The sequence below is a fragment of the Paenibacillus sp. SSG-1 genome (assembly GCF_002224835.1).
In the GTDB taxonomy this organism is placed as follows: domain Bacteria; phylum Bacillota; class Bacilli; order Paenibacillales; family Paenibacillaceae; genus Paenibacillus_AQ; species Paenibacillus_AQ favisporus.
In genome coordinates this window covers 5,520,483-5,546,155 of the sequence record NZ_MBRK01000001.1, presented here as the reverse complement: position 1 = coordinate 5,546,155, position 25,673 = coordinate 5,520,483, and the positions used below count along the sequence as shown (strand labels likewise).

At 55.5% G+C, this 25,673-nt stretch carries 25 protein-coding genes; 22 read left to right on the top strand and 3 right to left on the bottom strand.

Annotated elements, in window-relative coordinates:
• The first annotated feature begins 6 nt into the window (after window positions 1–6).
• The 11 genes from BCV73_RS25470 to BCV73_RS25425 all read left to right on the top strand — a co-directional run bounded on the left by BCV73_RS25470 (window position 7) and on the right by BCV73_RS25425 (window position 11,272).
• On the top strand, window positions 7–441 hold the full coding sequence (locus BCV73_RS25470; RefSeq protein WP_076175886.1) for a BrxA/BrxB family bacilliredoxin: 435 nt from the start codon (window positions 7–9) through the stop codon (window positions 439–441).
• 116 nt (window positions 442–557) lie between these two features.
• On the top strand, window positions 558–1,367 hold the full coding sequence (nadE, locus tag BCV73_RS25465) for an ammonia-dependent NAD(+) synthetase (RefSeq protein WP_076175883.1): 810 nt from the start codon (window positions 558–560) through the stop codon (window positions 1,365–1,367).
• A gap of 373 nt (window positions 1,368–1,740) precedes the next feature.
• Window positions 1,741–3,510, top strand: a complete 1,770-nt coding sequence (locus BCV73_RS25460) for a sensor histidine kinase (RefSeq protein ID WP_089549027.1) — start codon at window positions 1,741–1,743, stop codon at window positions 3,508–3,510.
• Window positions 3,507–5,147 (top strand): response regulator, encoded by a 1,641-nt coding sequence (locus tag BCV73_RS25455; protein ID WP_089549026.1) that lies wholly within the window; start codon window positions 3,507–3,509, stop codon window positions 5,145–5,147. Before BCV73_RS25460 ends, BCV73_RS25455 begins: the two co-directional genes overlap by 4 nt.
• Window positions 5,148–5,253: 106 nt before the next feature.
• Window positions 5,254–6,945 carry an extracellular solute-binding protein gene (locus BCV73_RS25450; RefSeq protein ID WP_076175876.1) on the top strand — a complete coding sequence of 564 codons (1,692 nt, stop codon included), beginning with the start codon at window positions 5,254–5,256 and terminating at the stop codon, window positions 6,943–6,945.
• A 196-nt stretch (window positions 6,946–7,141) separates the two neighbouring features.
• Window positions 7,142–7,246, top strand: a complete 105-nt coding sequence (pqqA, locus tag BCV73_RS36220) for a pyrroloquinoline quinone precursor peptide PqqA (protein ID WP_076175873.1) — start codon at window positions 7,142–7,144, stop codon at window positions 7,244–7,246.
• 51 nt (window positions 7,247–7,297) lie between these two features.
• Window positions 7,298–8,221 (top strand): pyrroloquinoline quinone biosynthesis protein PqqB, encoded by a 924-nt coding sequence (gene pqqB, locus BCV73_RS25445; protein WP_089550399.1) that lies wholly within the window; start codon window positions 7,298–7,300, stop codon window positions 8,219–8,221.
• A 1-nt stretch (window position 8,222) separates the two neighbouring features.
• Window positions 8,223–8,933, top strand: coding sequence for a pyrroloquinoline-quinone synthase PqqC (pqqC, locus tag BCV73_RS25440; RefSeq protein ID WP_076175870.1), 711 nt, complete (start codon window positions 8,223–8,225; stop codon window positions 8,931–8,933).
• Window positions 8,930–9,208 carry a pyrroloquinoline quinone biosynthesis peptide chaperone PqqD gene (gene pqqD / locus BCV73_RS25435; protein WP_076175868.1) on the top strand — a complete coding sequence of 93 codons (279 nt, stop codon included), beginning with the start codon at window positions 8,930–8,932 and terminating at the stop codon, window positions 9,206–9,208. Before pqqC ends, pqqD begins: the two co-directional genes overlap by 4 nt.
• The gene (gene pqqE, locus BCV73_RS25430) at window positions 9,199–10,344 is read left to right on the top strand and encodes a pyrroloquinoline quinone biosynthesis protein PqqE (RefSeq protein WP_089549025.1); all 1,146 of its coding nucleotides are present in this window, start codon (window positions 9,199–9,201) and stop codon (window positions 10,342–10,344) included. Before pqqD ends, pqqE begins: the two co-directional genes overlap by 10 nt.
• A complete protein-coding gene (locus tag BCV73_RS25425; protein WP_089549024.1) occupies window positions 10,331–11,272 on the top strand; it encodes a dipeptidase in 942 nt (313 codons plus the stop codon). The genes pqqE and BCV73_RS25425 overlap by 14 nt, the downstream gene beginning before the upstream one ends.
• A gap of 85 nt (window positions 11,273–11,357) precedes the next feature.
• On the opposite strand, the gene BCV73_RS25420 is transcribed toward BCV73_RS25425, so the two are convergent.
• Window positions 11,358–11,756, bottom strand: coding sequence for a cupredoxin domain-containing protein (locus BCV73_RS25420; protein WP_076175861.1), 399 nt, complete (start codon window positions 11,754–11,756; stop codon window positions 11,358–11,360).
• A gap of 223 nt (window positions 11,757–11,979) precedes the next feature.
• Between BCV73_RS25420 and BCV73_RS25415 the strand changes: the two genes are divergently transcribed.
• Together BCV73_RS25415 and BCV73_RS25410 are read left to right on the top strand one after the other, a co-directional pair.
• The gene (locus tag BCV73_RS25415; protein ID WP_089549023.1) at window positions 11,980–13,716 is read left to right on the top strand and encodes a pyrroloquinoline quinone-dependent dehydrogenase; all 1,737 of its coding nucleotides are present in this window, start codon (window positions 11,980–11,982) and stop codon (window positions 13,714–13,716) included.
• 76 nt (window positions 13,717–13,792) lie between these two features.
• Window positions 13,793–14,947 (top strand): carboxypeptidase-like regulatory domain-containing protein, encoded by a 1,155-nt coding sequence (locus tag BCV73_RS25410; RefSeq protein ID WP_089549022.1) that lies wholly within the window; start codon window positions 13,793–13,795, stop codon window positions 14,945–14,947.
• Window positions 14,948–15,085: 138 nt separating this feature from the next.
• Here the strand turns inward: BCV73_RS25410 and BCV73_RS25405 are convergent, their stop codons facing one another.
• Window positions 15,086–15,544, bottom strand: coding sequence for a WGxxGxxG family protein (locus BCV73_RS25405; protein ID WP_084204206.1), 459 nt, complete (start codon window positions 15,542–15,544; stop codon window positions 15,086–15,088).
• 226 nt (window positions 15,545–15,770) lie between these two features.
• Here BCV73_RS25405 and BCV73_RS25400 point away from each other — a divergent pair, with 226 nt between their 5' ends.
• The 7 genes from BCV73_RS25400 to mutY all read left to right on the top strand — a co-directional run bounded on the left by BCV73_RS25400 (window position 15,771) and on the right by mutY (window position 23,103).
• Window positions 15,771–16,025 (top strand): hypothetical protein, encoded by a 255-nt coding sequence (locus BCV73_RS25400; RefSeq protein ID WP_089549021.1) that lies wholly within the window; start codon window positions 15,771–15,773, stop codon window positions 16,023–16,025.
• Between the two features lie 332 nt (window positions 16,026–16,357).
• A complete protein-coding gene (locus BCV73_RS25395) occupies window positions 16,358–17,254 on the top strand; it encodes an ABC transporter permease (protein WP_089549020.1) in 897 nt (298 codons plus the stop codon).
• 18 nt (window positions 17,255–17,272) lie between these two features.
• Window positions 17,273–18,151 (top strand): carbohydrate ABC transporter permease, encoded by an 879-nt coding sequence (locus BCV73_RS25390; RefSeq protein ID WP_076175851.1) that lies wholly within the window; start codon window positions 17,273–17,275, stop codon window positions 18,149–18,151.
• A gap of 10 nt (window positions 18,152–18,161) precedes the next feature.
• Entirely contained in the window at window positions 18,162–19,208 is a 1,047-nt protein-coding gene (locus BCV73_RS25385) for a glycoside hydrolase family 53 protein (RefSeq protein ID WP_089549019.1), read from the top strand.
• 22 nt (window positions 19,209–19,230) lie between these two features.
• The gene (locus tag BCV73_RS25380) at window positions 19,231–21,297 is read left to right on the top strand and encodes a beta-galactosidase (protein WP_089549018.1); all 2,067 of its coding nucleotides are present in this window, start codon (window positions 19,231–19,233) and stop codon (window positions 21,295–21,297) included.
• Between the two features lie 197 nt (window positions 21,298–21,494).
• Window positions 21,495–21,890 carry a holo-ACP synthase gene (gene acpS / locus BCV73_RS25375; protein WP_089549017.1) on the top strand — a complete coding sequence of 132 codons (396 nt, stop codon included), beginning with the start codon at window positions 21,495–21,497 and terminating at the stop codon, window positions 21,888–21,890.
• A 64-nt stretch (window positions 21,891–21,954) separates the two neighbouring features.
• The gene (gene mutY, locus BCV73_RS25370) at window positions 21,955–23,103 is read left to right on the top strand and encodes an A/G-specific adenine glycosylase (protein WP_256992997.1); all 1,149 of its coding nucleotides are present in this window, start codon (window positions 21,955–21,957) and stop codon (window positions 23,101–23,103) included.
• 137 nt (window positions 23,104–23,240) lie between these two features.
• Here mutY and BCV73_RS25365 read toward each other — a convergent pair whose 3' ends face one another.
• Window positions 23,241–23,858, bottom strand: a complete 618-nt coding sequence (locus tag BCV73_RS25365) for a superoxide dismutase (RefSeq protein WP_076175842.1) — start codon at window positions 23,856–23,858, stop codon at window positions 23,241–23,243.
• A 611-nt stretch (window positions 23,859–24,469) separates the two neighbouring features.
• On the opposite strand from BCV73_RS25365, the gene BCV73_RS25360 reads away from it, so the two are divergent.
• On the top strand, window positions 24,470–24,895 hold the full coding sequence (locus tag BCV73_RS25360; RefSeq protein WP_076175840.1) for a GNAT family N-acetyltransferase: 426 nt from the start codon (window positions 24,470–24,472) through the stop codon (window positions 24,893–24,895).
• Window positions 24,896–25,050: 155 nt separating this feature from the next.
• Window positions 25,051–25,656, top strand: coding sequence for a signal peptidase I (lepB, locus tag BCV73_RS25355; RefSeq protein ID WP_076175838.1), 606 nt, complete (start codon window positions 25,051–25,053; stop codon window positions 25,654–25,656).
• The last annotated feature ends 17 nt before the right edge of the window (window positions 25,657–25,673 follow it).

Sequence of the window (25,673 nt, the reverse complement as noted above, 5' to 3'; positions counted from 1 at the left end):
TAGGGAATGGCCATGTCTTTTGACAGATATATGAAGGATATGATTCAACCGATGCGTGACGAACTGACGCGCCTCGGCATTAAGGAACTTAGAACCGCGGAAGAAGTGGAGACTCACCTTCCGGACGCGCCAGGCACCACGCTGGTTGTCGTTAACTCGGTGTGCGGCTGTGCCGCCGGCCAATGCCGTCCCGGCGTAGCTCAGGCTTTGCAGCATGACATCGTGCCTGACAATCTGTTTACGGTATTTGCCGGACAGGATAAAGAAGCGACCGCGAAAGCACGCGAGTATTTCGCTCCGTATCCGCCGTCTTCTCCATCCATCGCCCTGATGAAGGACGGGGAGCTTGTTCATTTTATTGAGCGTCACCAAATCGAAGACCGTTCGGCCCAAGAAATTGCCGACGATCTGATCGAAGCGTTTGACCGGGTGTGCCGTTAATCGGCGCACCTCGTACATAATGCCCCGGGTATTCGGACATCCGATACGTACGGGGCTTTTGTGTTTGAAATCACACCATATTTAATCGACTATTCTGTTCAAGAGAGGTGCTTATCGTGAGTTTGCAGGAAGAAATTATTGCGGCCCTTGGCGTGAAGCCGGCAATCGATGTGGAGAGCGAAGTCCGGAAAAGGGTGGATTTCCTGAAATCCTATGTGAAGAGCGCGGGGGCGAAGGGACTGCTCATTGCCATCAGCGGGGGGATCGACAGCGCCGTGGCGACCGGCCTGTGCAAACGGGCGACCGACGAGCTCAGCGAGGAGGAAGGCAAGGAATATATGACGCTGGGCGTGTTCCAGCCCTATGCGGTTCAGGAGGATATCGAGCACAGCTACGCGGTGGCGGAAGCTTTTAACCTGAAATATAAGGCCGAGACCAATATCGAGGATGCCGTCGGCGAAATTGCCTTGGAAGCGGAGCATGGGCTCAAGCAAATTGGCATCCACCGCCACCTGACCCCGCAGGGCAAAGGGAATATCAAGGCGAGAACACGCATGGTGATGCAGTATGCGCTGGCATTTGACCTGAACCTGCTCGTCGTGGGAACGGACCATGCTTCCGAAGCCATTACCGGCTTCTACACGAAGTGGGGCGACGGTGCGGTGGACATTACGCCGCTCAGCACGCTCAACAAGCGTCAGGTCCGCCAGCTGGCCGGCTACCTTGGCGTGCCGCAGGCGATTCTGGATAAGGCGCCTACCGCCGGTTTGTGGGAAGGCCAGACGGACGAAGGCGAGCTCGGCATTACTTATGACGAGAACAGCGACTATCTGGAAGGCAAGGAAGTGAGCCCGCAGGCGAAGGAGCGCCTGGAGAGCTACTATAAGCGTACCGCACATAAGCGCAATTCGATTCCGGGCATCTAAGCTGACTCCGGGGAATCAAGGGCAGGCCGCAAACAGCGGCCTGCTTTTTTTTGACCTCATATCGGGCGTAGCTATGCCGTTCTCCATCCGTTTGGTTGCGAAAAGTGCTGAATTGTTGAAGAATGAACCATTTTCGGGGCGGAGCAGGCTCCCTACAATAATAAGAGAACGGCTCTCCGATTCATCCGGTCATTTGATCACGCGTTCCATGGCGGGTTCACTTAAGGCAGGTGGGGCTTCTTCTTTGGTGAAAAGAACGCTACTCGCATGCATCCGTTTCCAGTATAATGATGATGCTTTTAGACATGTTCTGACAAAGATCTACGTCTTGCTGATCCATGACTTTAAAAATATGCGTAAGGTGTGAACTGCCGTGCCCAGAAATACATTATTCCGTAAAATGGTGCTATTGCTCGTCATGATGCTTGTTCCGATCGTGGGCCTTTACTTCTATTCCAACCGTACGAGCACGGAAGTGCTGGGGACGGAGCTCAGCCAATCGAGCGCCAACCAGCTGAACTTTTTCCAGACGCAGGTCAACACGAACATCGAGCGCTTTTCCTTGTGGCCGACCCTGCTGATCCAGGATCCCGATATTTTCGGATTTAAGGACGTTTTTCTGAACAGTGAGTATTTCAATCTCGACATGATTAACCTGGTGAAACGGATCCAGACGAAGCTGAACATTCAGGAAAGCTCGTCGGACTGGAAAACGAAGCTCTACATTTTTTCCCCGTCGCTGGGGCGGATGGTGTCGGACAACGACGTGGAATCGTACGATAACGACGATTTGAAGAAGCGGATGAGGCCCGGCTGGCAGGTGCAAAAGATGGTGGAAGGGGACGAGGCGTATTATTCGTTCTCCTTGTTCACGGCGTATCCGTATTCTTCCTTCAGCCATCCCGAAGACGCCAATCTGATCATCGAGCTGCAGTTTGACAGCAGCAATATCCAGAACATGCTGGACAAGTTCAAAAGCGACGGGCGGCGCGACCCGATCTACTACAGGCCGGACATGGGCGTGATCTATAACCGGTCGGCGGACCGGCCGCTGACAGACTCCATCCTGCGGCAGCTTCGGCAGGAGCCGCTGAAGAAGGCGGAGAACCGGAGGCTCGAGCTGGACGGCGAGACCTATCTGGTCAACATCGCCGCTTCGGACACCACCGGCTGGTACCTGATCGACTACGTGCCGCTGAAGGAAATCGTTGCGCCGATCGAGCAGTCGAACCGGCTGTTTTATGTTTCCGTCGGCTTGACGCTGCTGCTCAGCTGTCTGGCGGCTTATATGCTGTATGCCCAGGTCCAGGTTCCGGTGAAGCGGCTCGTTTTGGCGTTCAAGAAGCTGCAGCACGAGGACTATTCCGTCCGGCTGGAGGCCAAGGGCAACAATGAGTTCGGCTTCGTGTTCCAGCGCTTCAACTCGATGGTCGGGCAGATTCAGGAGCTGTTCGAGAACGTGTATATGGAGCGGATCCACGTCAGGGAAGCGCGGCTGAAGCAGCTGCAATCGCAGATCAATCCGCATTTTTTCTACAACTGCTTTTCCTTCATTTCCAGCATGGCGAAGCTCGGGAACATGAAGGCCGTGGTGGCGATGGCCCACAACCTGTCGAACTATTACCGATACACGACACGGCAGGAGAGGGATGTCGTTCCGCTGCAGGAAGAGCTGGACTTTGTCCGCAGCTATTTGGAGATTCAGAAGATGCGCAAGCCTCAGCTCGAATTTGCTGTTGATATCCCTGAGGTGATGCGCAAATGGGAAGTACCGCTGCTGGTCGTCCAGCCGCTGGTGGAGAATGCGGTGCTGCATGGAATCGAGCCAAAGTCCGGTGCAGGCAGCGTGCGGATCGCCGGTGAAGTCGGTCCCGGTGAAATGCGGATCATCGTCGAAGACGGCGGCCGCGGCATGACGGAAGAGCAGATGGAGGGGCTGCGCCGTTCCTTGACCCTGCCGATGAGCCAGGATATGGGCTGCGGGCTGTGGAACGTTCGGCAGCGCATGCTGATCCATTACGGCGACACCGCCGGGCTCCGCTTCGCAAAGTCCGGTCTGGGCGGCGTCCGGGTAGAGCTCCACTGGCCCATTGAGCATACCAAATATACGAGCGGGCAGCAGGTAAGGGGGAACATAGAATGATTGAGATTTTACTGGTGGATGACGAATCCTATGTCACCGAAAGCATTAAAGCCACGATCCCGTGGGACGACTTGGGGATTGCCAAGGTTTATCAAGCCGACTCGGCCGAGGCGGCTATGGCCGTTCTGTCCGAGCAGTCCATCGATATCGTCGTATCGGATATTCGGATGCCGGAAACCGACGGCCTGCAGCTGATTGAGCGGATTCAGCAGGACTGGCCGCATATCCGCTGCATGGTGCTGACCGGATATTCGGACTTTCAATATGCGAAGAAGGCGCTGCAGCTGCAGGCGTTTGATTATATTTTAAAGCCCGTGAACGACGAGGAGTTCATTCTCAGCTTGTCGAATGCGATCGAATCTTTGAAGGACGAGTGGGAGGCGGCGGAAAAGGTGCATCAGTTAATGTACGCCATCAAATCGGATTCCGGCGTGCTGAAAGCGAGCCTGATGCACGATCTGGTGCTGGGCCGGACCTGGTCGCACCGGACCGTGGCGGACAAGCTGGCCCAGTACGAAATTCCGCTGCAGGTCGGCGAACCCGCCGTGCTGCTGCTCGTCCAGCTCGGGCGGCAGTTTGCCCATTACGACCACCATTCGATGGCGCTGATGGAGTACGCGGTGGGCAACATCGCGGAAGAGACCCTTGCGGAGGCGTTCCATGTGTGGGGCTGCAAGGCGCCCCATGACTGTCTGGTGCTGGCGGCCGCGTTGAAAACCTCATACCGGGAGGGCATTGAGCTGCTGCCGGATTTTGAGAAGCGCCGCAAAGCGAAGCTTCACGGGCTTGCGGAAAACTTCCGCACGCAGGTGAGCAGTTATTTGAAGGGCGATATCACGCTGGTCATCACCGACTGGTTTCCGTTCCCGGACGGCATCGCCCAGGCTTACCGGGCCGGTCTCGGCTCCTTTATGATGTCTGGCGGCGGCGAGTCCGGGGGCATCCTGTACCTCGATGACGTACGGTCGCAGCCTGTCAGCCCGGTCCAATCGATGGAATCGCTGTATAAGCCGCCGACGCTGATTCACCTGCTGGAATCCAAGCAGTGGGATGCCGCGCGGAACAAGCTTGACGAAGTTTTTGCCGATTTGGAAGGGACGAGCTACTCCCGTGAGCATCTGTACGAGGTGTATTTGCTGATGACGAATGCGTTCATGTATATGGTGCACAAGCAGGGCCAGTTTGCCTATCAAGTCGACCAGTCGGGCTTTGACCTTGTCCATGACCAGGGAATGATTCTGTCGCTGGACAAGCTGCGAAGCTGGGCCTTGCGGATGCTGGACAAGCTTCGGACGGAGCTGTCGGCCAGCGATCAATATACGCGCAGCTACATTATCCACCAAGTGCAGGAGCTCGTCTCCCGCGATTTGGGGCAGGACACGTCGGTGAAGACGATTGCCGACAAAGTCTTTTTACATCCGGTCTATTTGTCCAAAATCTATAAGGCCGAAACCGGTGAGAGCCTGGGCGATTATATTATCCGGATGCGGATGGAACGTGCGCTCTATCTGCTAAAGAAGACGAACAAAAAAATATACGAGATTACCGCCGAGCTCGGATACCAAAACCCGCAATACTTCAGCAAAATGTTCAAGAAGCATTACGGGCTGAATCCAAACGAATTCCGGGACCAGTAACAGGTTGCAAAAGGTGCAGAAATGTTCGGAGAATGACATAGGACGCCGATTGGGGCACCTCTATAATGAAACATGTAGAAGGAATATAGATTTAAGGGGGAGCGACATGAAGGCATATACGAAAAAGGCATTGACGCTTGCATGCAGCCTGGTGCTGGTCAGCGCGCTGTTCACCGGATGCTCGGGGTCCAAAGGAGGAACTTCTGCGGATTCGGCCCAGAACCCGCCGGCTGCAGCCGAAAATGAAAACGCTTATAAAGACAAATACGACCCGCCGGTGACGATCAGCACGGTGTGGGGCGTCGATCCGGAGCTGAAGTTCAAGAACGGAGAGTCGATCGAAAATAACGTGGCTACCAAGTGGGCCAAGGACACGCTGGGCATCGAGATCAAATCGCTGTGGTCGGTAACCGACACGAACGGGGCATTTGCAACCAAGCTCCGGCTGGCGATGTCTTCCGGCCAGGAAATGCCGGATGTGGTCACCGTCGGCGATGCGCAGCTGGCGCAGGACCTGATCGATTCGGGCATGTTCCAGGATGCGGGCGCGCTGTTTGACAAGTATGCCAACGACACGTGGAAGCAGGCGATCGATCAGGATAAGAACGTATGGAACCCCTATATCCGCGATGGCAAAAGAATGGGCATCCCGGTGCTCGATTACGCCTACAACCACGATTATTTGCTGTGGATTCGCCAAGATTGGCTCGACAAGCTGGGACTTGCCGCGCCGAAAACGATCGATGAGCTGGAGAAGGTCATGGACGCCTTCAAAAACAACAATCCGGACGGTCTGAAGCCGGACGAGGTCATCCCGCTGAGCATCGGATTCAAGACCACGATGAATACCTGGATGGGTGATCCGTCCTGGATCTTCGGCGCCTACGGCACCATCCCGCAGCAGTGGAACAAAGGCGCGGACGGGAAACTGGAGTACGGCTCGATCAACCCGGGTATGAAGCCGGGGCTGCAAAAGCTGAACGAATGGTTCACCAAAGGCTATATTCCGAAGGAAGCGGCGCTCTGGGATGAGAACAAGACGTCCGAACCGGCCGTCGCCGGCAAAGCCGGAATCATCCCTGGACCTTACTGGATGAGCGGATGGCCGCTGAGTGACACAGTGAAGAACGTGAAGACGGCGGTCTGGAAGCCGATTGCCCTGCCGGCTGGGCCGGACGGGAAAGCCGGGCGCCACGGCACTCTGTTCACGAACGGCGTGACGCTGATCAACAAGGACATGAAGCATCCGGAAGCGTTCTTTACCTACCAGAACTACATGTTCGACAATTTGGCCAATTCCCAGCCGGGAGGCGTGTTCGACAACGGCCTCTTCAAGGGATACGATTACGATCTGGACGCCAGCGGCAAACCGCTTCGGTATGAGGACATCCCCGGCGGATTCGTGAACAGCCTGCGCTACCTGCTGGTGCGCGACGGGGCACGGATTCCGGACGCGCAAATGAAGGCGCTGCTGAACCTGGCGGACGGCAAGGAGGCGACAACCCGCCTGGAAAAAGAAGTGAAGCTCAACTACGGTCTGGATACGCCGGCAGCGGCCAAGGTATTGATGTCCCAGAAGGACATCGCTTATCCGAACCTGTACACCGGCCCGACCACGGCAACTATGAAATCCAAGCTGGACTATTTGAATAAAATCGAAAACCAGACCTTTAACGAAATTATCTACGGCAAGCAAGGCGTGGATGCGTTTGATAAATTCGTCGAGACCTGGAAGTCTTCGGGCGGCGACCAAATGACAAACGAAGTGAATGATTGGTATTCCAAGCTGGGGCAATAACCGGCGCACAGAAGGGAAGCGGCATGCTGAGGCATGCCGCTTTTTTTGCCGCCGTCTGCGAAGCATATTGGCGAACCTCGCGAATTTTGACTTTGGGAGAGAACGCTTAAGTGAACACCCCTTCGCATGGTTACGTGTTATAGAATGCCAAAATACAACATATGATTAAACAGACTTGTGCTCTCTACTGGCAGGCATGGTGGGATATTTCATCAAAGGGGGTGGCGGCATGTGGGTTAAACCCGATTTTGAAGTCATAGAGGTTTGTGCAGAGGTTACCGCATACGCTTATCAGAAGTGACGAACCATGCCGGAGCAATCCGGCATCTATTTTTTTGAGGGGGGCAGAAACATGCTGTTGAAGGTGCTGGGATCGGCGGCGGGGGGAGGCTTCCCGCAGTGGAACTGCGGCTGTCCGAACTGCCGCCGCGTGCGGATGCAGGATCCCTCATTACGTGCCCGGCTGCATAATTCGCTGGCCGTCAGCGATGATGGCTGCGATTGGGTTCTCATCAACGCCACGCCGGATATCGGTGCACAGATCGAGGCCCATGCCGAGCTTGCTCCGGGTTCCACGATCCGACATACGCCCATTTCAACCGTGCTGCTGACGGACGGGGAGCTGGATCATACGATGGGCCTCCTCCACTTAAGGGAGTCTTCGGCAATCGACGTTTACGCCGCAGCTCCCATATTGGACGCCCTGATGGAAGCCTTCCCGGTCAGGCAAATCCTGAAGCCCTATGCTTCATACCGGTGGCACGAAGTCCGGCCGCAGGAATCTTTTCCACTATTTGGGGGCAGAGTAATGGTATATCCGTTCTTCCTGGGCTCCAAGCCGCCGAGGTATGCGTCGTTCCTTCGGGATCCCGATACGGATGGGGCGCCTACATCCCCTTGGGTCGTCGGCTACCGCATGGTAGACCAGCGGACCGGAGGGACTGCTGTATACGCACCCGGTGTCGAGTCCTGGTCGAACGAGCTTCATACCCAATTGGAAGCAGCCGACTGCGTCCTTGTGGACGGCACCTTTTGGCATTCGGATGAGCTTCGGCGGCTGGATATTTCCCGATTAGTGGCATCCGATATGGGGCATGTCCCCATTGCCGGACCGGGTGGAAGCCTGGAGCACCTTTCCCGTATATCGGTTGGGCGAAAAATTTACATCCATATCAACAATACCAATCCGATCCTTGACGAGGCTTCTCCGGAGAATCGCAGCCTTCGGGAGCTGGGGATCGAGGTCGGTTATGACGGATTGGAATTGGAGGTCTAACATGAACCAGCATTTGCTCTCGAACGAAGAATTAACGATGAGGCTGCGCCAGGTCGGGGAACAGCGCTATCACGACAAGCATCCTTATCACGTACGCATGCATGAAGGAAAGCTGAGTCCCGAGCAGCTTCGGGCTTGGGTGGCGAACCGGTTTTATTATCAGAAAAATATCCCCGTCAAGGATGCCATCATCCTTTCGAAGCTGCCTTCCAGAGAGGAGCGCCGCCACTGGATACAGCGCATTGTGGACCATGACGGAACGGAAGGGAGCGAGGGAGGGATCGAAGCCTGGATCCGCCTTGGCGAAGCCGTCGGCATTCCGAGAGAGGAGATGCTGGATGAGCGCCATGTCCTTCCCGCCGTCCGGTTTGCGGTCGATGCCTACGTGAATTTCTGCCGCCTGCAGCCGTGGCTCATTGCCGTAGCTTCCTCTTTGACGGAATTGTTCGCTCCCGTCCTCATCTCCCAGCGAATCGCCGTGTTTGAACAGCTGTATCCATGGATCCGTCCGGAAGGACTGGAGTATTTCCAGGCGAGGCTGCATCAGGCACCGCGTGACGCGGACCACGGTCTGGAACTCGTTTTGCGTGAATGCAAAGACCGCGGCGAGCAGGAGCAGGTCATATCCGCCCTGCACTTTAAATGCGATGTCCTCTGGGCCATTCTGGATGCGTTAAGTCTGGCATATCCCGATGCGGAGGCACAGCGATGATCGCTTGGGGGCAGTCGGAGCAGCTCAGGCTGCGAAGTCCCGCACGGCTGAAGTTCGATAAAGCCAGGCAAACCGATATGCTCCTGCTCCCCGAACGCGTCGTCAACCTGAATCCGACGGCCGGGGCCATTCTTTGGCTGTGTGACGGGACACGGTCGGCTCACCAAATTATCGGGGAGCTTGAGGCGAAATACAATCAATCCAATCTGCAGGAGGATGTTCTCGAATTTCTCACGCAAGCCATTGAGCGGGGGTGGATCGAAAAGTGTCCGTAAGCATACCGTATGCCCTGTCGGCGGAAATTACCCACCGGTGCCCCCTTCACTGCGCCTACTGTTCGAATCCGGTAGAGCTCGCCAAAAGGGAGCATGAGCTGAGCACGCAGGAATGGATCAGAGTATTCACGGAAGCCAGTGAGCTTGGGGTCGTGCAGCTTCACCTGACAGGCGGCGAGCCGCTCATGAGACCGGACGTGGACCAGCTGATCCGGCAGGCCCGTGAACTGGGCTTTTTTGTAAATGTCATTACCAGCGGGGTTGGCGTGACAGAGAAACGCATGCAGCAGCTGGTGGACGCGGGGGTCGACAGTATGCAGCTCAGCGTACAGGCGTCCGAGCCAGGCCTGGCGGATGCGATTGCCGGCTCCCGGGCACATGAATTCAAACAGAAAACGGCTGCCTTGATCCGGGAGGCGGGGATCCCCTTACATATGAACGTGGTCCTGCACAGGCAAAATATCCACCTCGTAGAGGAAATCATCGAGATGTGTGTGTCATGGGGAGCCGTTCGGCTGGAGCTGGCGAATACCCAGTACTACGGCTGGGCGCTGCTTAACCGCCAGCATCTGCTGCCGACCAGAGCGCAGCTCGCGGCGGCTGAGGAAGCTTTTTTTCGGGCCAAAGCGCGCTTTGACCGCCAGATTGAACTGATCTGGGTTCTCCCGGATTACTATGAGGATTTCCCAAAACCCTGCATGGGCGGGTGGGGCGAAATTTCGATGACGGTGACGCCCGACGGAACCGTGCTGCCCTGCACCGCGGCATCCAGTATTCATACCTTGACCTTCGAATCCGTTAAAAAGCGGACCCTCGAATGGATATGGCGGGAATCCGCAGCATTCAACAGCTTCCGCGGCTTCGACTGGATGGCGGAGCCCTGCCGGAGCTGTGAACACCGTTTCCGCGATTTCGGCGGATGCCGCTGCCAAGCTTACCTGTTGGCCGGCGACGCGCGGCAGGCGGATCCTGTCTGCCAGTGGTCGCCTCATCACGAACTGATATCCGATATTTTATCTTCCCTCAATCAAGACCACGATGAACCATCCGTTACTGTGCCTCATCGCCCTGTGCCTTCTTATTCCTATCGCGGCAGGTTCAAGAAGAACGGAGGAATGACCGGTGACCATATTTGACGCCCACTGCGATGTGCTTAGCAAACTGCTCGAGCATCCGCAGCTGGATTTTGTGCACGAACAGGATTTGCTGGATGTCACGCTGGAACGCATGCAAGAATCCGGCATCCGGTTCCAGAATTTTGCCGTCTATTTGCCTGAGAAGTATGCCGGAGAGTTTCGTTATGTGCTGGAGAGCATTGACCTGTTTCATGAGAAGGTGCTCGCAAGCGGCCCCATCCATTTTATCCGGTCCAAGGAGGACCTCGAATACGCAGAGAAGAACGGGCTGACCGGGGCGCTGCTATCGCTTGAAGGAGTCGATGCGCTGCAGGGAAACCTGGCCTATGTGCGGATCCTGCATCATCTGGGCGTCCGGAGTATCGGCATCACCTGGAATTACGCCAATTGGGCGGCGGACGGCGTCATGGAGTCCAGGAGAGCGGGATTGACCGAGAAAGGCCGGCAGCTGATTCAGGAATGCAACCGTCTGGGCTTGATCCTGGACGTGTCCCATCTCTCGGAAAAAGCGTTCTGGGAGCTGGCGTCGCTGTCCGCGAAGCCGCTTATCGCCTCCCATTCCAATGCCGGTAAAATATGCCCGCGCCGCAGAAACTTGAGCGATGAGCAGATTGGCTCCATCATCCGGGCGGATGGCGTCATCGGGGTCACCTTTGTGCCGCCTTTTGTCCATGCGGAGGAACCGGTAACGATGGACCGGCTGCTCGCGCACATCGACCATATCTGCTCCCTTGGGGGCCGCCGGCATATCGGGCTGGGATCGGATTTTGACGGTATCCGTGAAAAGATCATCGGTCTGGAGCATGCGGGTAAATATCATGATCTGGTCAATTTACTGCAGAAGCATTACAGCGAGGAAGACGTGGAAGGCTTTATCTGCGGTAACTGGTATCGTTTTTATTTGAAGCACCTGCCCGCGGCGACCTAATGTCTGCTTCCTGCAGCTTTCCATAAGCCATAAATCGAAAAAAAGGAGTTCCATCTTGGGATGGGCTCCTTTTTTGTTTTTGTCTTTAGGATACCGTAATCGTACCCGTCATATTGTCGTGGCCTGAGCCGCATTGGATCGAGCAGTTGAAGTCGTAAGTCCCGGCCTTGTCTACGGTAAAGGTGGCCGTTTGTCCGTCCTGAAGATTGACGTTCAGGTCAGGAATTTCGAAGCCGTGTACGCCATCCGCGTTTTTAAAGGTCAGCTTGACCGTATCGCCGGCTTTCAGATCGATATTGGGCGGGTCGAAAGCGAAGTTTTTCGCCGTTACGGTAATTTCTTTGGTTTGTCCGCCGCCGGTGGACGGGGCTGTATTGTTGGCGGGCGGAGCCGCCGTACCGTTATTACTTTTGCCGCATGCGCTTAATACCAATACGATCGAGAGCAGCGCTATCGTAAAGATCAAACGGAATTTCGGTTTCATCGTCGTCCTCCTTGAATGCAAATCTGGGTGGTGTGATTCTTCTCCTTCAAGATGACCGATTTGAGCCGCTTTTATACCTGCATGACATCAGCCGGAAATGCTGCTTGGGTGCAAACCAGGTGCATGTACGAAGGGCTGTATATTTTTTCTGCATGATTTTTGGTCTTGCTGGAAATATTACGTTACAACGCTTCTAATGAAAAAATGAGGAGATCGTTCCAACATGAGAAAAACTCACGTGATGATTGGCGCAGCCCTTTTAAGCACAAGCCTGGCTCTAAGCGGCTGTAATACGAATAAGAACAATAACGCAGCGACACCGGCTCCGGCGCAAAATACAAACGAAAACAAACCTTCCACGACGCCGGGAAAAGTGACGGGCACCTCTTTTAAAAACTTCGGCACCTATGGATTCGATCTGAAAAATACCCGCCATGTCCCTTATAAAGAGGTGACCGCGGCCAACGTCAAGGACCTGGGCGTGATCTGGAGCGCGGACCTGAAGGAGCTTGACAAAGATGTCAAGAACGGGAATCAGTGCTATCCGGTATTCGTCGACGGCATCGTGTACATTACGACCGCCGGGAATCAGGTATTCGCCTTCGACGGTGCAACCGGCAGTCAAATCTGGCACTGGAAGCCGTCCGCAGAACAAGCTGCGACATTCAGCAAGTCGGGGATCATTGCCAACCGCGGCGTCGCTGTTGGGGAAGGCAAAGTGTTCATGCTGACGGTCGACAATCAGATTGTGTCCCTGGACCAGAAGACCGGCAAGCTGATCAAAATGGTGCCGATCTCCGAGTCCATCAAAGGTGTGACGCTGGAGAACGGTTATTACGAAACGACCGCGCCTGTGTATTACAAAGGCAACATTTATATCGGCAGCAGCGGCGGGGACAACGGCATCCGCGGGTTTGTCAACGCCTATAAAGCGAGCGACCTGTCGCCGGCCTGGGCCTCTCCTTTCTACACGGTCCCGCCTAAAGGCCAGGACTGGCTCGCCAACAGCAAGTTCCAGGGCGGAGGTGCGGTATGGAACCCGCCGGCCATCGATGAGGAGACAGGGATCATGTACTTTGCCGTGGGCAACCCGGCGCCTGACTTTTACGGTGAATCCCGGCCGGGAGACAATCCGCACACGGACTCGGTGGTTGCCGTCGACGCTGCTACGGGCAAGCTGATTTGGGCGAAGCAGGAAATCAGCCATGACCTCTGGGATTATGACGCCGCGGCTTCGCCGATGATCCTGAATGCCACCGTCAAAGGCAAGCAGCAAAAAATCGTCGTGCAGGGCGGGAAGTCGGGACAATGGTATGCATGGGACGCCAAGACCGGCGCTGTCGTTTGGGACGGGGTTCCTTTTGCCAAGATCGATCATCCGAAGCCGACACCGGAGGGGGTTACCGTGTACCCGGGCGTGCTCGGCGGCGAGAACTATGCTCCCGAAACGTATGATCCCGCAACAAATTATGTGTTGATTCCGGGCGTGGAACAGGGGGCCGTCATCAAGTCTGCGAAAAGCCAGACGGAAGCCTCGACACCGGACATGCCCGGAGCGGCCGCGTTCGGTACGACGACCTCGGCGCCAGCGAAGGATGTACCGTACGGCACTATCACGGCGATGGACGTGAATACCGGCAAAAAAGCCTACCAGATCAAGACGAAGGATCCGATGCGCGGAGGCTTTACGAGCACGACGACGGGACTTGCTTTCTACGGCGAGCTCGACGGGAAGATCAACGCCCTGGATATTAAAAGCGGCAAGGTCATCTGGACCTTCCAGACGACGGGCAGCAGCATTCAAGCAGCGCCGGCGATTTTCGCCGTCGACGATAAACAATATATGGCCTTTACATCCGGCGGTCCCAAACCGAAAGTGTTCGTGTTCGGTCTTGGCGGCGACAAAACCCAAGGCAAAGCGGGTACAGCGGAAGACACGAACGCTCACCAGAAAAAATAAGGTTCATGAAGCGGGGCAGAGCCTATGGCTTTGCCCCTGTTTATTTGCGCACAAGTAAAGGGGAGGAATCGAATCCATGTGGTATTTGCAGCGACTGTCCATTTTGATCATGACGGTATGTCTTGCCGGATGTGCCGGGATGCCCTCGAAGCCGGTATCCTCGGAGGCTCCGGCATCGGCGCAAGCGGCGGACCAAGGCGTACAGCTGACGATTGATTCGCCGTCCTTGCGGCTTAAGCAGTGGAAGTCGGACGGGTCCCATATGACCTCCGTTCACGGCAGGCTGCTCCTCGACAATCAGCCTGTGGCCGGCGCCACGGTGCATACGAGCCAGAGCCAAATTGACGCTCCCACAGGGAAGGACGGATCGTTCAACCTGACCGTTGACCAGAGCCTCCTGGCTGAGACCAAGATCAGTATCGCTTCCCTTAAGGACGCCACCGTATCCGGGAAACATCTAACGCCGGAAATGTCGAAGCGGCTTCTTACTGCTTCGGCCATGCTCAGCGTAAATTATCCGATTGAGGTGCTGAAGGTGGAAGACGATCCTGAAGATGCGTCCAAGGTCCAGGTTCACGGACGGGTCATCGCCGGCAGCGGTGACGTCGTATCTTATTTTCAAGTGGATAAATACCGGATGGGTGGGGTTGTCAAAGACGCGAACGGCAGACCGGTCGAGAACGCGGTGGTCTGGTTTGACCGGGATCAAGGCGAAGGCTTCGGGAAATCGACGCCCACCGATCAGGACGGCAGATATTCCATTTTCTATTGGCCAGAGGATGAAGAAACAAATCTGTCGGTCACGATCGGCACCAAGAGGTACACGCTTCCTGAAGGCAGGGTATTCAAGATGCCCGAGAACACGAGCGTGGAGATCGACATCACACTGCCGAAAGAGGGCACGGTCATCACGGATCGTCCACCGTATCTGGTGAGCCGGACATCGTCTGGCGCGATGTACACCGGAGTGCTGGTCGGACTGAGTTTGCCCAAGGATGTCCCTTATTCCGTCACCATTCCGAACAAGCGAGGGGAATTTACCGTGACCGTTGCCAAAAAGGTGTGGAAGCAGCGGCCGGCCTTTTTCGAGACCCGGATGTCCAAATTCGTCGAGGGGCGCTTAACTTGGGGCGATACCCTTCCGGCCGGTTTTGTTCAGCCTGCCGCTGAAGATCCGAAAAATATCCCTTTTAAATATGATGAACGTCCGGCTCACTCTACAGCCATTTAGGATAGGACATTTAGATAGCGATAGACAACAGAATGTGCTGTTGATTGATCGACCGGGAGTCGAAGCACTAAAAATCCCTGACCTACATTTGAAGTAAGTCAGGGATTTTTATGATGGCTGACCATGCACTTGGGCAAACTAACCGCGGTCTCGTTCCGGGTTTCCTTTGCGCATGCCGGCTAATCCGATTAGACCCAGCAGTCCGAGCCAGCCCCAGCCTCCGCCGCGGTTCGTGTCCGTCGCTGCGTTCGTCCGGATTCGGTTATTGTCAGTCAGCATATTCGTATTGGATCCGGTGTAGTTGTTTGTTCCCATCCGGCCGGTGTTGTTCGTTCCGTAATTCGTATTCAAGTATTGGCTTCCTGTTCCAGTGCCATATACGCTGACATGGTAATGGGATGTCGTTCCGACATTGTTCACCCGGTAATGCGAACCACCGGTGGATTCGGTTCCGAGAGTCCCCGTGCCCATACCTGTGCCCATGCCGCCATTTCCGCCGTCTTGCGCCGTTCCAGCCGCCCCATAAGCAAAGGCCGGAGCAGCCAGCATCAAAGACATGCCTGCAATCAATACACCGATTCTTAACTGTTGTCTCATTGAGGCTACCTTCCTTCGGAGTATGTTTTTAAACTTACGTTATTGTGTCACGGAAGAAGTGAGCTTATACAGATGGGGAGCCAGGGGCTTTTTAACGGTTATTCGGGAATATTCGATTTTGTCCACGACATATATATCACAAAAGGCAGGAAACAAAGAACTTTGGCGTGCAGGCCTATTGCTTGTCGATTCAGATTATAAGGAATCAGGCGGGGGAGTGTGTCCAATGGGAAAAATGAGTTTAAGGTCATCCGTAAAGGGCGCAGTGATGGGGGCGGCCATGACCGGAGGGTGGCTGCTTGCCGATCTGCTGCTGCCGGAGCCCTGGGGTGATGTGGTTTTATTTGGAGCGATGGCGGTTTTGAATATAGGCATCGGCTGGAAAATCGGCAGAATGTTCGATCAGCGCGAAGCGCAGGAAGCCGGCACCCATGGCGAGGCGGCGCATGCCAACAGCCCGGCCAGCCTGGAGTCCCAATAACAGAATGGATGAGCGGGAATCACCGTCTCACAATACGCTGTAACTCCGTTGTATCGGCGTTTCAATGGAAGAGTCGGTCGCCTGGAAACCGGTGAAAATCAATCATTTGATTTTTGCCGGTTTTTTTGTATTCGGCAGACCTGGCTTCATGAACTCTCCATTGGCGGAGGCAAGGCTCAGCAGAGGGACAAGCCCTTCGCGGATTCATGCCTGCAATTGGTTTCAATAGTGCCATTTATGTTGGTTTTATGAGCTACGACGACATTTGGGCGGTTGATATAATGACGGTACCAAAAGAGAAATTGGCATTCCAAGAGGGGGAACGACCTTTTATGAACCGTCTAAAAAGAACCTGGCCGCTGCACGTCATGCTGCTGCCGGCGCTGGTGTTTCTGGTCATTTTCAGCTATGTGCCGATGGCGGGGATCGTCATGGCCTTTCAAAATTTTAAGCCCTGGCTCGGCTTTGCCCACTCCGAGTGGGTTGGACTGGACAACTTCCGCATGCTGTTTGAACGGCAGGACAGTGTGGAGGTGATCTGGAATACGCTGATCATTTCCGCACTCAAGATCGTGCTGAACCTGCTGGCGCCGTTTACGTTTGCGCTGCTGCTCAACGAGGTGCGCAGGGCGTTCTTCAAGCGTTTCGTGCAGACGCTGGTCTATTTGCCCCACTTTTTGTCATGGGTCATTCTGGGCGGCATTCTGCTGGATTTTCTGTCCACGGACGGCGGGTTTCTGAACCGCATCCTGAGCTCCTGGTTCGGCATCCAGCCGATCTTTTTCCTTGGCGATAACAACTGGTTCCGGTTTACCGTCATTGCCTCGGACGTATGGAAGGAGTTCGGCTTCGGCACGATCGTATTCCTGGCTGCGCTCGCGAACGTGAATCCGTCCCTTTACGAAGCGGCGGAGGTAGACGGGGCAACCCGCTGGAAGCAGACGCTCCATATTACGATTCCGTCCATGCTGCCGATCGCAGTGGTCGTCGGAACGCTGGCGCTGGGCAACATTTTGAACGCGGGCTTTGACCAAATTTTCAACCTGTACAATCCGCTTGTGTACCAGAAAGGGGATATCATCGACACCTTCGTGTACCGTACCGCGATTCTGAACGGAGAGATGGGGCTTGGCACGGCGATCGGTTTGTTCAAGTCGGTCATATCGATGATCCTGATCCTCATTTCATACCGGCTGGCCTACAAGCTGGCGAACTACCGGATTTTTTAAGAGGGGGATATCAGAAGGATGTATCATAAAACCGCTTCATACCGCATATTTTCGGTCGCCAATACCTTGGTGCTGCTGTGCCTGTCGCTGATGTGCATCATTCCGCTGCTGCATGTGCTGGCGGTGTCGTTCAGCGCCAAGTCGGCGGCGGACGCCAATCTGGTCGGCCTGTGGCCGGTGCAGTTCTCGACGGAGGCCTACAAAAAAACGATCGACAACCCCGTGTTCCTGCACTCCATTTGGGTTTCGGTAAAGCGAACGGTGCTGGGCACCGCGCTCACGCTGCTGCTGGCCTTTCTGGCGGCCTATCCGCTGTCGAAGGAAGCTTCGGTCTTCCGGGCGAGAAACGTGTACTCCTGGGTGTTCGTGTTCACGATGATCTTCAGCGGCGGGCTGGTGCCGTTCTATATCGTCATCCAGAAACTGCATCTCATCAACTCCTTCTGGGTGCTCGTTCTGCCAGGGGCGGTCAACGTGTATCTCACGATATTGCTGCTGAACTTTTTCCGGGGAATCCCGAAAGAGCTGGAGGAAGCGGCGTTTATCGACGGTGCCGGGCATTTCCGCACCCTCTTCTCGATTTTTCTGCCGGTATCGCTTCCTTCGATCGCAACGCTGGCCCTGTTCAGCATGGTGTTCCACTGGAACTCGTGGTTCGACGGGCTGCTGTATCTGAACAATGCCAAGCAGTTTCCGCTGGCGACCTTCCTGCAGACGGTCATTGTGCAGAAGGATATGAGCACCATGAGCATTGATCCGAAAGAGGTGGCGCTGCTCTCGCAGAAAACGGTCAACGCCGCCCAGATCTTCATCGGCGCGGTGCCGGTGCTGCTGGTTTATCCGTTTTTGCAAAAGTATTTCGTCAAGGGCCTTGTGATGGGCTCGGTTAAGGAATAGGAGGCAGGGTATGGAAATCGAAAAGATGTGGATCAAGGGCATGGACGTGTCCTTCCTGGATGAGATCGAACAGGGGGGAGGCGCGTTTCATGAGGGTCCGGACAAGGTGGACGTTCTCGAGCTTTTACAGCGCAGCGGCACCACCTCCATACGGCTGCGGATCTGGAATGATCCGCCGGGAGGCTACTGCAATCTGGAGCGGACTCTGATAATGGCCAAAAGGGTCAAGGAGCTCGGCATGCATCTGCTGCTGGATTTTCATTACTCGGACAAGTGGGCCGACCCGGCGAACCAGTGGAAGCCGGCCGCTTGGGAAGGACTGCGCGGGGCGGCGCTGGAACAGGCCGTTTACGATTATACGTACGAAGTGATGGCGGTGCTGCGCGACGGCGGTGCCCTGCCGGATATGGTTCAGATCGGAAATGAGATTACTAACGGCATGCTCTGGCCGGATGCGAAGGTGGATCCGAAAGCGGAGGCCGATGCGGATGAGGAGCCATGGGCCCGCTTGTGCGGGCTTCTCAAATCCGGTGCAAGCGCTGTGCAGGCGGTGGACCGATCAGTCCGGGTGATGCTGCACATCGACCGCGGCGGGGATCCGGAAGGCAGCCTGACCTTTTTTGAGCGGATGGAGGAGCAGGGGGTTCCTCATGACGTGATCGGATTATCGTACTATCCATGGTGGCACGGTCCGCTGGAGCAGCTCGAACGGAATTTGCAGGATTTGTCTCAGCGGTTTGGGCGGGACATCGTCGTCGTGGAAACGGCTTACCCCTGGACTTTTCGGACTAGGGAAGGATTTCCCCTCATCGTGGAGAATGATGAAGCATTGCCGTCCGCGTTCCCCGTTTCGCCGGAAGGCCAGCAGGCTTATTTGAAAGCGCTAACCGACATCATCCGCCGCACGCCGGACGGCCGGGGCTTGGGCTTCTATTATTGGGAGCCGTGCTGGATCCCGTCGCAGCAGGTGTGGTCTGTCGGCCATGCCAACAATTGGAGCAATCTGACGCTGTTTGATCATGACGGTTATCCGCTCCCGGCGCTTTATATCCCATAACAGAAAAGAGGCTTGTATTCATATGAAGAAATCCTATCCACCGATCAGCCCTGAAATTTCAGGATTCATGCATGGTGCCGACTATAACCCGGACCAATGGCAGCACGATCCGGACGTGCTTGAAGAGGACATCCGGCTGATGAAGCTGGCCCATTGCAACGTGATGGCCATCGGCATTTTTGCCTGGGCTGCGCTGGAGCCGGAGGAAGGCGTATTTACGTTCGATTGGCTTGACCAGGTGCTGGACCGGTTTGCAGCAAACGGAATGTATGCATGGCTGGCAACCCCCAGCGGCGCAAGGCCTGCATGGATGTCGCAGAAGTATCCCGAAGTGCTGCGCGTAGAGGAGAACCGGGTGCGCAATCTGCATGGCGGGCGCCATAACCACTGCTATTCTTCGCCCGTATACCGGGAGAAGACCCGGATCATCAATACGAAGCTGGCGGAGCGGTATGCGAACCATCCGGCCGTGATCGGCTGGCATATTTCTAATGAATACGGCGGAGAGTGCCACTGCAATTACTGCCAGGAAGCGTTCCGCGAGTGGCTGAAGGCGCGTTACGGATCGCTGGAGGCTTTGAATCAGGCTTGGTGGACGTCGTTCTGGAGCCATACGTATACGGACTGGTCCCAGATCGAATCTCCCGCCCGGCACGGGGAAAAGATGGTCCACGGCCACAATCTGGACTGGAGAAGGTTCGTCACGGACCAAACCGTGGACTTCTGCAAAAAGGAAATCGCTCCGCTCAAGGCGATCCGGCCGGACCTTCCTGCGACCACGAACATGATGGACTGGTTCGAAGGGCTGGATTACCGCAAATTCGCGGATGTCCTGGACGTCATCTCCTGGGACGCCTATCCGACGTGGCATGACAACCAGGAGCCGGGCAAGCTCGCATCCTGGTTCTCCTTTAACCACGATCTGTTTCGTTCACTGAAAGGCGGGCAGCCGTTCATGCTGATGGAGAGCACCCCGAGCCTGACGAACTGGCAGCCGGTCAGCAAGCTGAAGCGCCCGGGCATGCATCTGCTCTCCTCGCTGCAGGCCGTAGCGCATGGCTCGGACACCGTGCAGTATTTTCAGTGGCGCAAGAGCCGCGGCTCCAGCGAGAAGTTTCACGGCGCCGTCGTCGACCATGCCGGGCACGAGCACACGCGGGTGTTCCAGGATGTAGCCCGGCTGGGCGGCCTGCTGGAGCAAATCGCCGTGGTGACCGGTTCCGGGGTGCCTGCGGAGACGGCCATTATCGCGGATTGGGACAACCGCTGGGCCGTGAAAGATTCTCAGGGGCCGCTGAACCGGGGAATTGACTACGAAGGCACGGTGATGCAGCATTACCGCGCCTTCTGGAACATGGGCGTGCCCGTGGACGTCATCGGCTCGGGCGACGACTTCTCCCGGTATAAGCTGATTGTCGCCCCGATGATGTATTTATGCACGGCGGAAGCCGGTGCCGCGCTCGAGGCGTTTGTGGCCGGCGGAGGCACCTTGGTGGCGACCTACTGGTCCGGCATCGTCAATGAGAGCGACCTGTGCCATCTGGGCGGATTCCCTGGACCGCTTCGCAAGACGCTCGGCATCTGGTCCGAAGAGATCGACGGCCTGCATGAGGGCGAGCTCAACCGGATGATCCCCGTCCAGAACAACGGACTGGGCCTCGAAGGCGATTATGAGCTGTACGAACTGTGCGACCTGATTCATCCTGAAGGCGCCCAGGTGCTGGCGGAGTACGGCGACGATTTTTACGCGGGGCGTCCGGTGCTGACGGTACATTCGTTCGGACAAGGCAAGGCCTATTACCTCGCCTCACGCGCGAAGGAGCCGTTCTACGGCGATTTCTATGCCTGCCTTATTCGGGAAGCGGGGGTCAGCCCGGTGCTGGATACCGAGCTTCCGCAAGGGGTTACGGTCCAGCTTAGGTCGGACGGCAGCACGGACTATGTGTTTGTCCTGAACTTCACGGGTGAGGACAAGCAAGTGGATCTGGATGAGCGGGGATACCGCGATCTGCTTGGCGGCGAGCCCGTCGCCGGAAGCATCAAGCTGGAGGGATACGGTGCGCGGCTGCTGGCGCGGAGCACCGTATAATCGTAGACGGTAACAAGAATGCGGAGCCCGGCGAAGGGCTCCGCATTTTTCGTGTGCGCTACAGCTTTTGAGGTATTGCCGGGGATCGTTCCAGGAAGAACAGCTGGTAAAAGCCGCCTATTCACAAGCGGCTCGTTTTTGGGACGTGCACCTGTTACAATAGGATTTGTATGTCATGGAAGGGAAGGTGCGGGGCATTGATTTACGGAATCGGGCACGATGTGCTGGAAATCAAGCGGGTTGGGCTGCTTCTCGGCAGCCGTCAGGGCTTCCGTTTTATGGAGCGGGTGCTGACGGCCCGTGAAAGGGAGGAAGCCAAGAAACGCGGCGGAAACCTGACCGAGTTTGTCGCCGGGCGCTTCGCCGCAAAGGAGGCTATCTCCAAAGCCTTTGGCTGCGGTATCGGCGGGGTAATCGGCTTTGTGGACATAGAAGTGCTTCCCGATGAGAGCGGCAAACCTGTCGTGGTGCTGAACGAGCAGGCTTGGGAGCGCCTCGAGCTGCCGGGCGAGCCGGAATATGTAATCCATCTATCGATCTCCCACCAGACCGAGCTGGCTTCCGCCTTCGCTGTTGTAGAGAAGCGGGAATAGGCCGGCTCATGATCAAGCCAGCCAGAAAGGTATGAAGGACCTCATGAGCAGTTCGATAAGTTCAATGGAGCAGAAACGGCATTTCAGCATCAACCTGCTGGAATGGTACGACAAGCATAAACGGGATTTGCCGTGGCGGCGCCACCGCAATCCCTACTATATTTGGGTGTCGGAAATCATGCTGCAGCAAACGCGGGTGGACACGGTCATTCCGTTTTTCAACCGGTTCATCGAGCGGTTTCCGACCGTGGAGGACCTGGCCGACGCCCCTGAGCAGGATGTGCTCAAATGCTGGGAGGGCCTCGGATATTACTCCCGGGCGCGCAATTTGCAGGCTGCGGCCAAGCAGGTGAAGGAGCTGCACGGCGGTATAGTGCCGGACGACAAGGCGTCCGTGTTCGCCTTGAAGGGGGTCGGCCCGTATACGGCCGGCGCGATTCTGAGCATTGCCTTCAACAAGCCGGAACCGGCCGTTGACGGCAATGTGATGCGGGTGCTGTCGCGATACTTCCTGATTGAGGAAGATATCATGAAGGGAAGCACCCGCGCCTTTATGGAAAGCCTGGTCGTGGAGCTGATCCCGGACGGGCGGGCATCGGACTTCAACCAGGCGCTCATGGAGCTGGGCGCCTTGGTGTGCACGCCCAAGTCGCCGCACTGCCTGACCTGCCCGGTGATGGAGCACTGCTCCGCCAGGCAGGAAGGCAAGGAGGAGCAGCTGCCGATCAAGACCAAGGCGAAGCCGCCGCGGCCCGAGTACCGGGTGGTGGCCCTCGTGGAGGGCCGCGGCGAACATAGCGGCCGCGTCCTGATCCGCCAGCGTCCGCAGGAAGGGCTGCTCGCCCGCATGTGGGAGCTGCCGCATTTGCAGACGCCGGCGGCGCGCAGCGGGCGTCTGCCGGACGAGCCGGCGATGGATATCCTCGCCGGGGCGCTGCTCGAGGAAGGCATCGCTGCGCGGCCGATCGCGCATTTAACGGACGCGGAGCATACCTTCAGCCATATTCACTGGAACCTGCAGGTCTACCGCTGCCGCGAAGAGGACCTGCCGCAGGCAGCCGAGCTGAAGGCGATGTACGCGGCCGGGGACAGCGGCGAGCCGTCCGTCCAGACGGAGTACCGATGGATCGATGAGCAGGATATGCAGCATTATGCTTTTCCTAATGTATTCTTGAAAATTTTACAGAACTATTTTAAACATTCATCCTATTAATCGTTTAAAACGTGAACCAGAGCTTGTTCCCAGCCGCCGGTAATTACCCGGTTTAGAGACAAGCAAAAGGGGCAGCCCCTCAAGAAACTGCAATGCAGTTCTTGGGGGCAGCCCCTTTATTTCCGGGAAGGTACAGCTTACGGCTGTACGATTTCCTGGTAACGTTTGCTGACAACATCCCAGTTCAGAACGTTCCAGAACGCTGCGATGTAGTCAGGGCGTTTGTTTTGGTATTTCAGGTAGTAAGCATGCTCCCAAACGTCCAGACCGAGGACCGGTGTTTGACCTTCCATCAGCGGGTTGTCTTGGTTAGGCGTGCTAGTTACAGCCAGTTTGCCGTTCTTGTCCACGACGAGCCATGCCCAGCCGCTGCCGAAACGGGTTGTAGCCGCTTTGGTGAATTCTTCCTTGAATTTGTCCAAGCCGCCAAGCTCGCTGTCGATCGCTTGAGCCAGAAGGCCGTTTGGCTTGTCTCCGCCTTTAGGGGCGATGATTTCCCAGAAGAGGGAGTGGTTAGCGTGTCCGCCGCCGTTGTTGCGAACGGCTGTACGGATGTTCTCAGGTACGCTGTCCAGGTTGGAGATCAGCTCTTCAAGGCTTTTGTTTTGCAGTTCAGGAGCATTTTCCAGAGCCGCGTTCAGGTTCGTTACATAAGTGTTATGGTGACGGTCGTGATGGATTTCCATCGTTTGAGCGTCGATGTGCGGCTCGAGCGCATCATTCGGGTATGGAAGTGGTGGTAATTGAAATGCCATAATAAATACCTCCTGTTAATGTTTTTTTGGGTAGAATCAACGCAGGCGGTTGATTCATATGAATAAAGGAACGCTTTTGTTGTCCAAAAGAGCCCTTTATCGGCATAGGTATGTAGCATGGAACGTGATTCCATTTCTATTAAACCGTATTTTTTCGATTAAATCAACATTTATGTTTACAAAGTCGAATTAATCCTGAGGCGGGCTTGCCTGCTGTATTGGAACGGACTTAACCGCAGCCTTTTCCAGTGAGAACCTCAAATGATCCAGGCGGGAAGTGCCATTCTTTCATCGCGAGAAAAAAACTTTTTTTGATTCCATGAAGGCACGTCGAAAGACGCATTTGTTATCCTTTACCCAAATCCCGAAGGATTATGCCGCAAAACTAGTCCATTATATGGGAAATTTACAGATGATAGAATGAAAACGCTTGCCATAAAGCGCTTTCAAAAGAAAACGCGTGTTTTTTAAAGTAAACTATGGTTTAATGGATGATAAAGAAGGATTTTCACGGTTTTTGTCGTAATACTATACCTTGGATTAGAGGGTTTTTTTGTTTTCCCTGAAAATCCCCTTAATCCTATAAAGCTAACGAAAAGGGAGATTTAAACATGCATGTTCGTTCCTTTCAGTTAAGTGATGCGACTCGTGTCAACGAGCTGCTGCAAATCGCGTTATCCGAAGAATGCTACGAGAATACGATCGAACCTTTCTCCAGGCAGCTCTACTGGGATTCTGACCTGATTATGGTTGCAGAAGAGGATGAACAGATCGTCGGTGCCCTGATCGGCACGATCGAGCATAACCACGGCTTCTACTATCGTATTGCCATCCATCCGGATTACCGCCGCAAGGGAATTGGCAAGGCACTGGTCACCATGATGGAAGGCCGGTTCCAGCAGCGTAAGGTCAGCGGAATTATGATTGCAGGAGACGAGCATAACAAGGCCGCGATGCCTCTGTATGAGGCGATGGGCTACGGGGCCAACAAGGTGCTGCAGGCATTCCAGAAACTCAGCATTGTCGCGCCGCAATAGAGATAACGACCCTTTGGTATTATGGAGAAAACCTACATCCATATCGTTAATAAGCAATATTTACTATACTTGAGCATATCTTTGCGGCGTTGCAAAAGGCCCGAAGATATGCTTTTCTGTATATATGGGAATTTGTCATAAAAATGAGGTGTAGCATGAATCAAGTCGATCAGCGGGAGCAAGGCCGCCCCGAGCCGGTTCCGGTTACAACGCCGGGAGAGCAGGCAGGCAAGCGCGGCTGGCTGTCCGAATTTTGGGACTGGGCCAAAACACTGGTTATCGCATTTGTCATTATGATGCTGCTGAATTTATTCGTTTTTAATCTGTCCATGGTCCGCGGGCAGTCGATGCAGCCGACGCTTGTAGAGCAGGAACGGCTGTTTGTCGATAAGATCGTATATGATTTTACCGCACCGAAGCATGGCGAGGTCGTCGTGCTTCGCGATCCGAGCAACGGTCCGGAGAAAAAGGAATTTCTGGTAAAGCGGATCATCGGCGTGCCGGGTGACACCGTGGAAGTGAAGAGCCACAAGCTGTACGTGAACGGTAAGGAGCAGAGCGAGCCTTACACCGAGGTGGAAATTCAGGATGCGGATTTCGGCCCGGTCAAGCTGGACAAGGATCACTATTTTGTGATGGGGGACAACCGGCATGCCGGCGCAAGCCGGGACAGCCGTTCCTTCGGCAGCGTGGAAGCGAGCGCCATCGTGGGGCGGGCTGAATTTATTTTCTGGCCGTTATCCAAAGCGAGATCGCTGTAAGACATTATGGAACGACT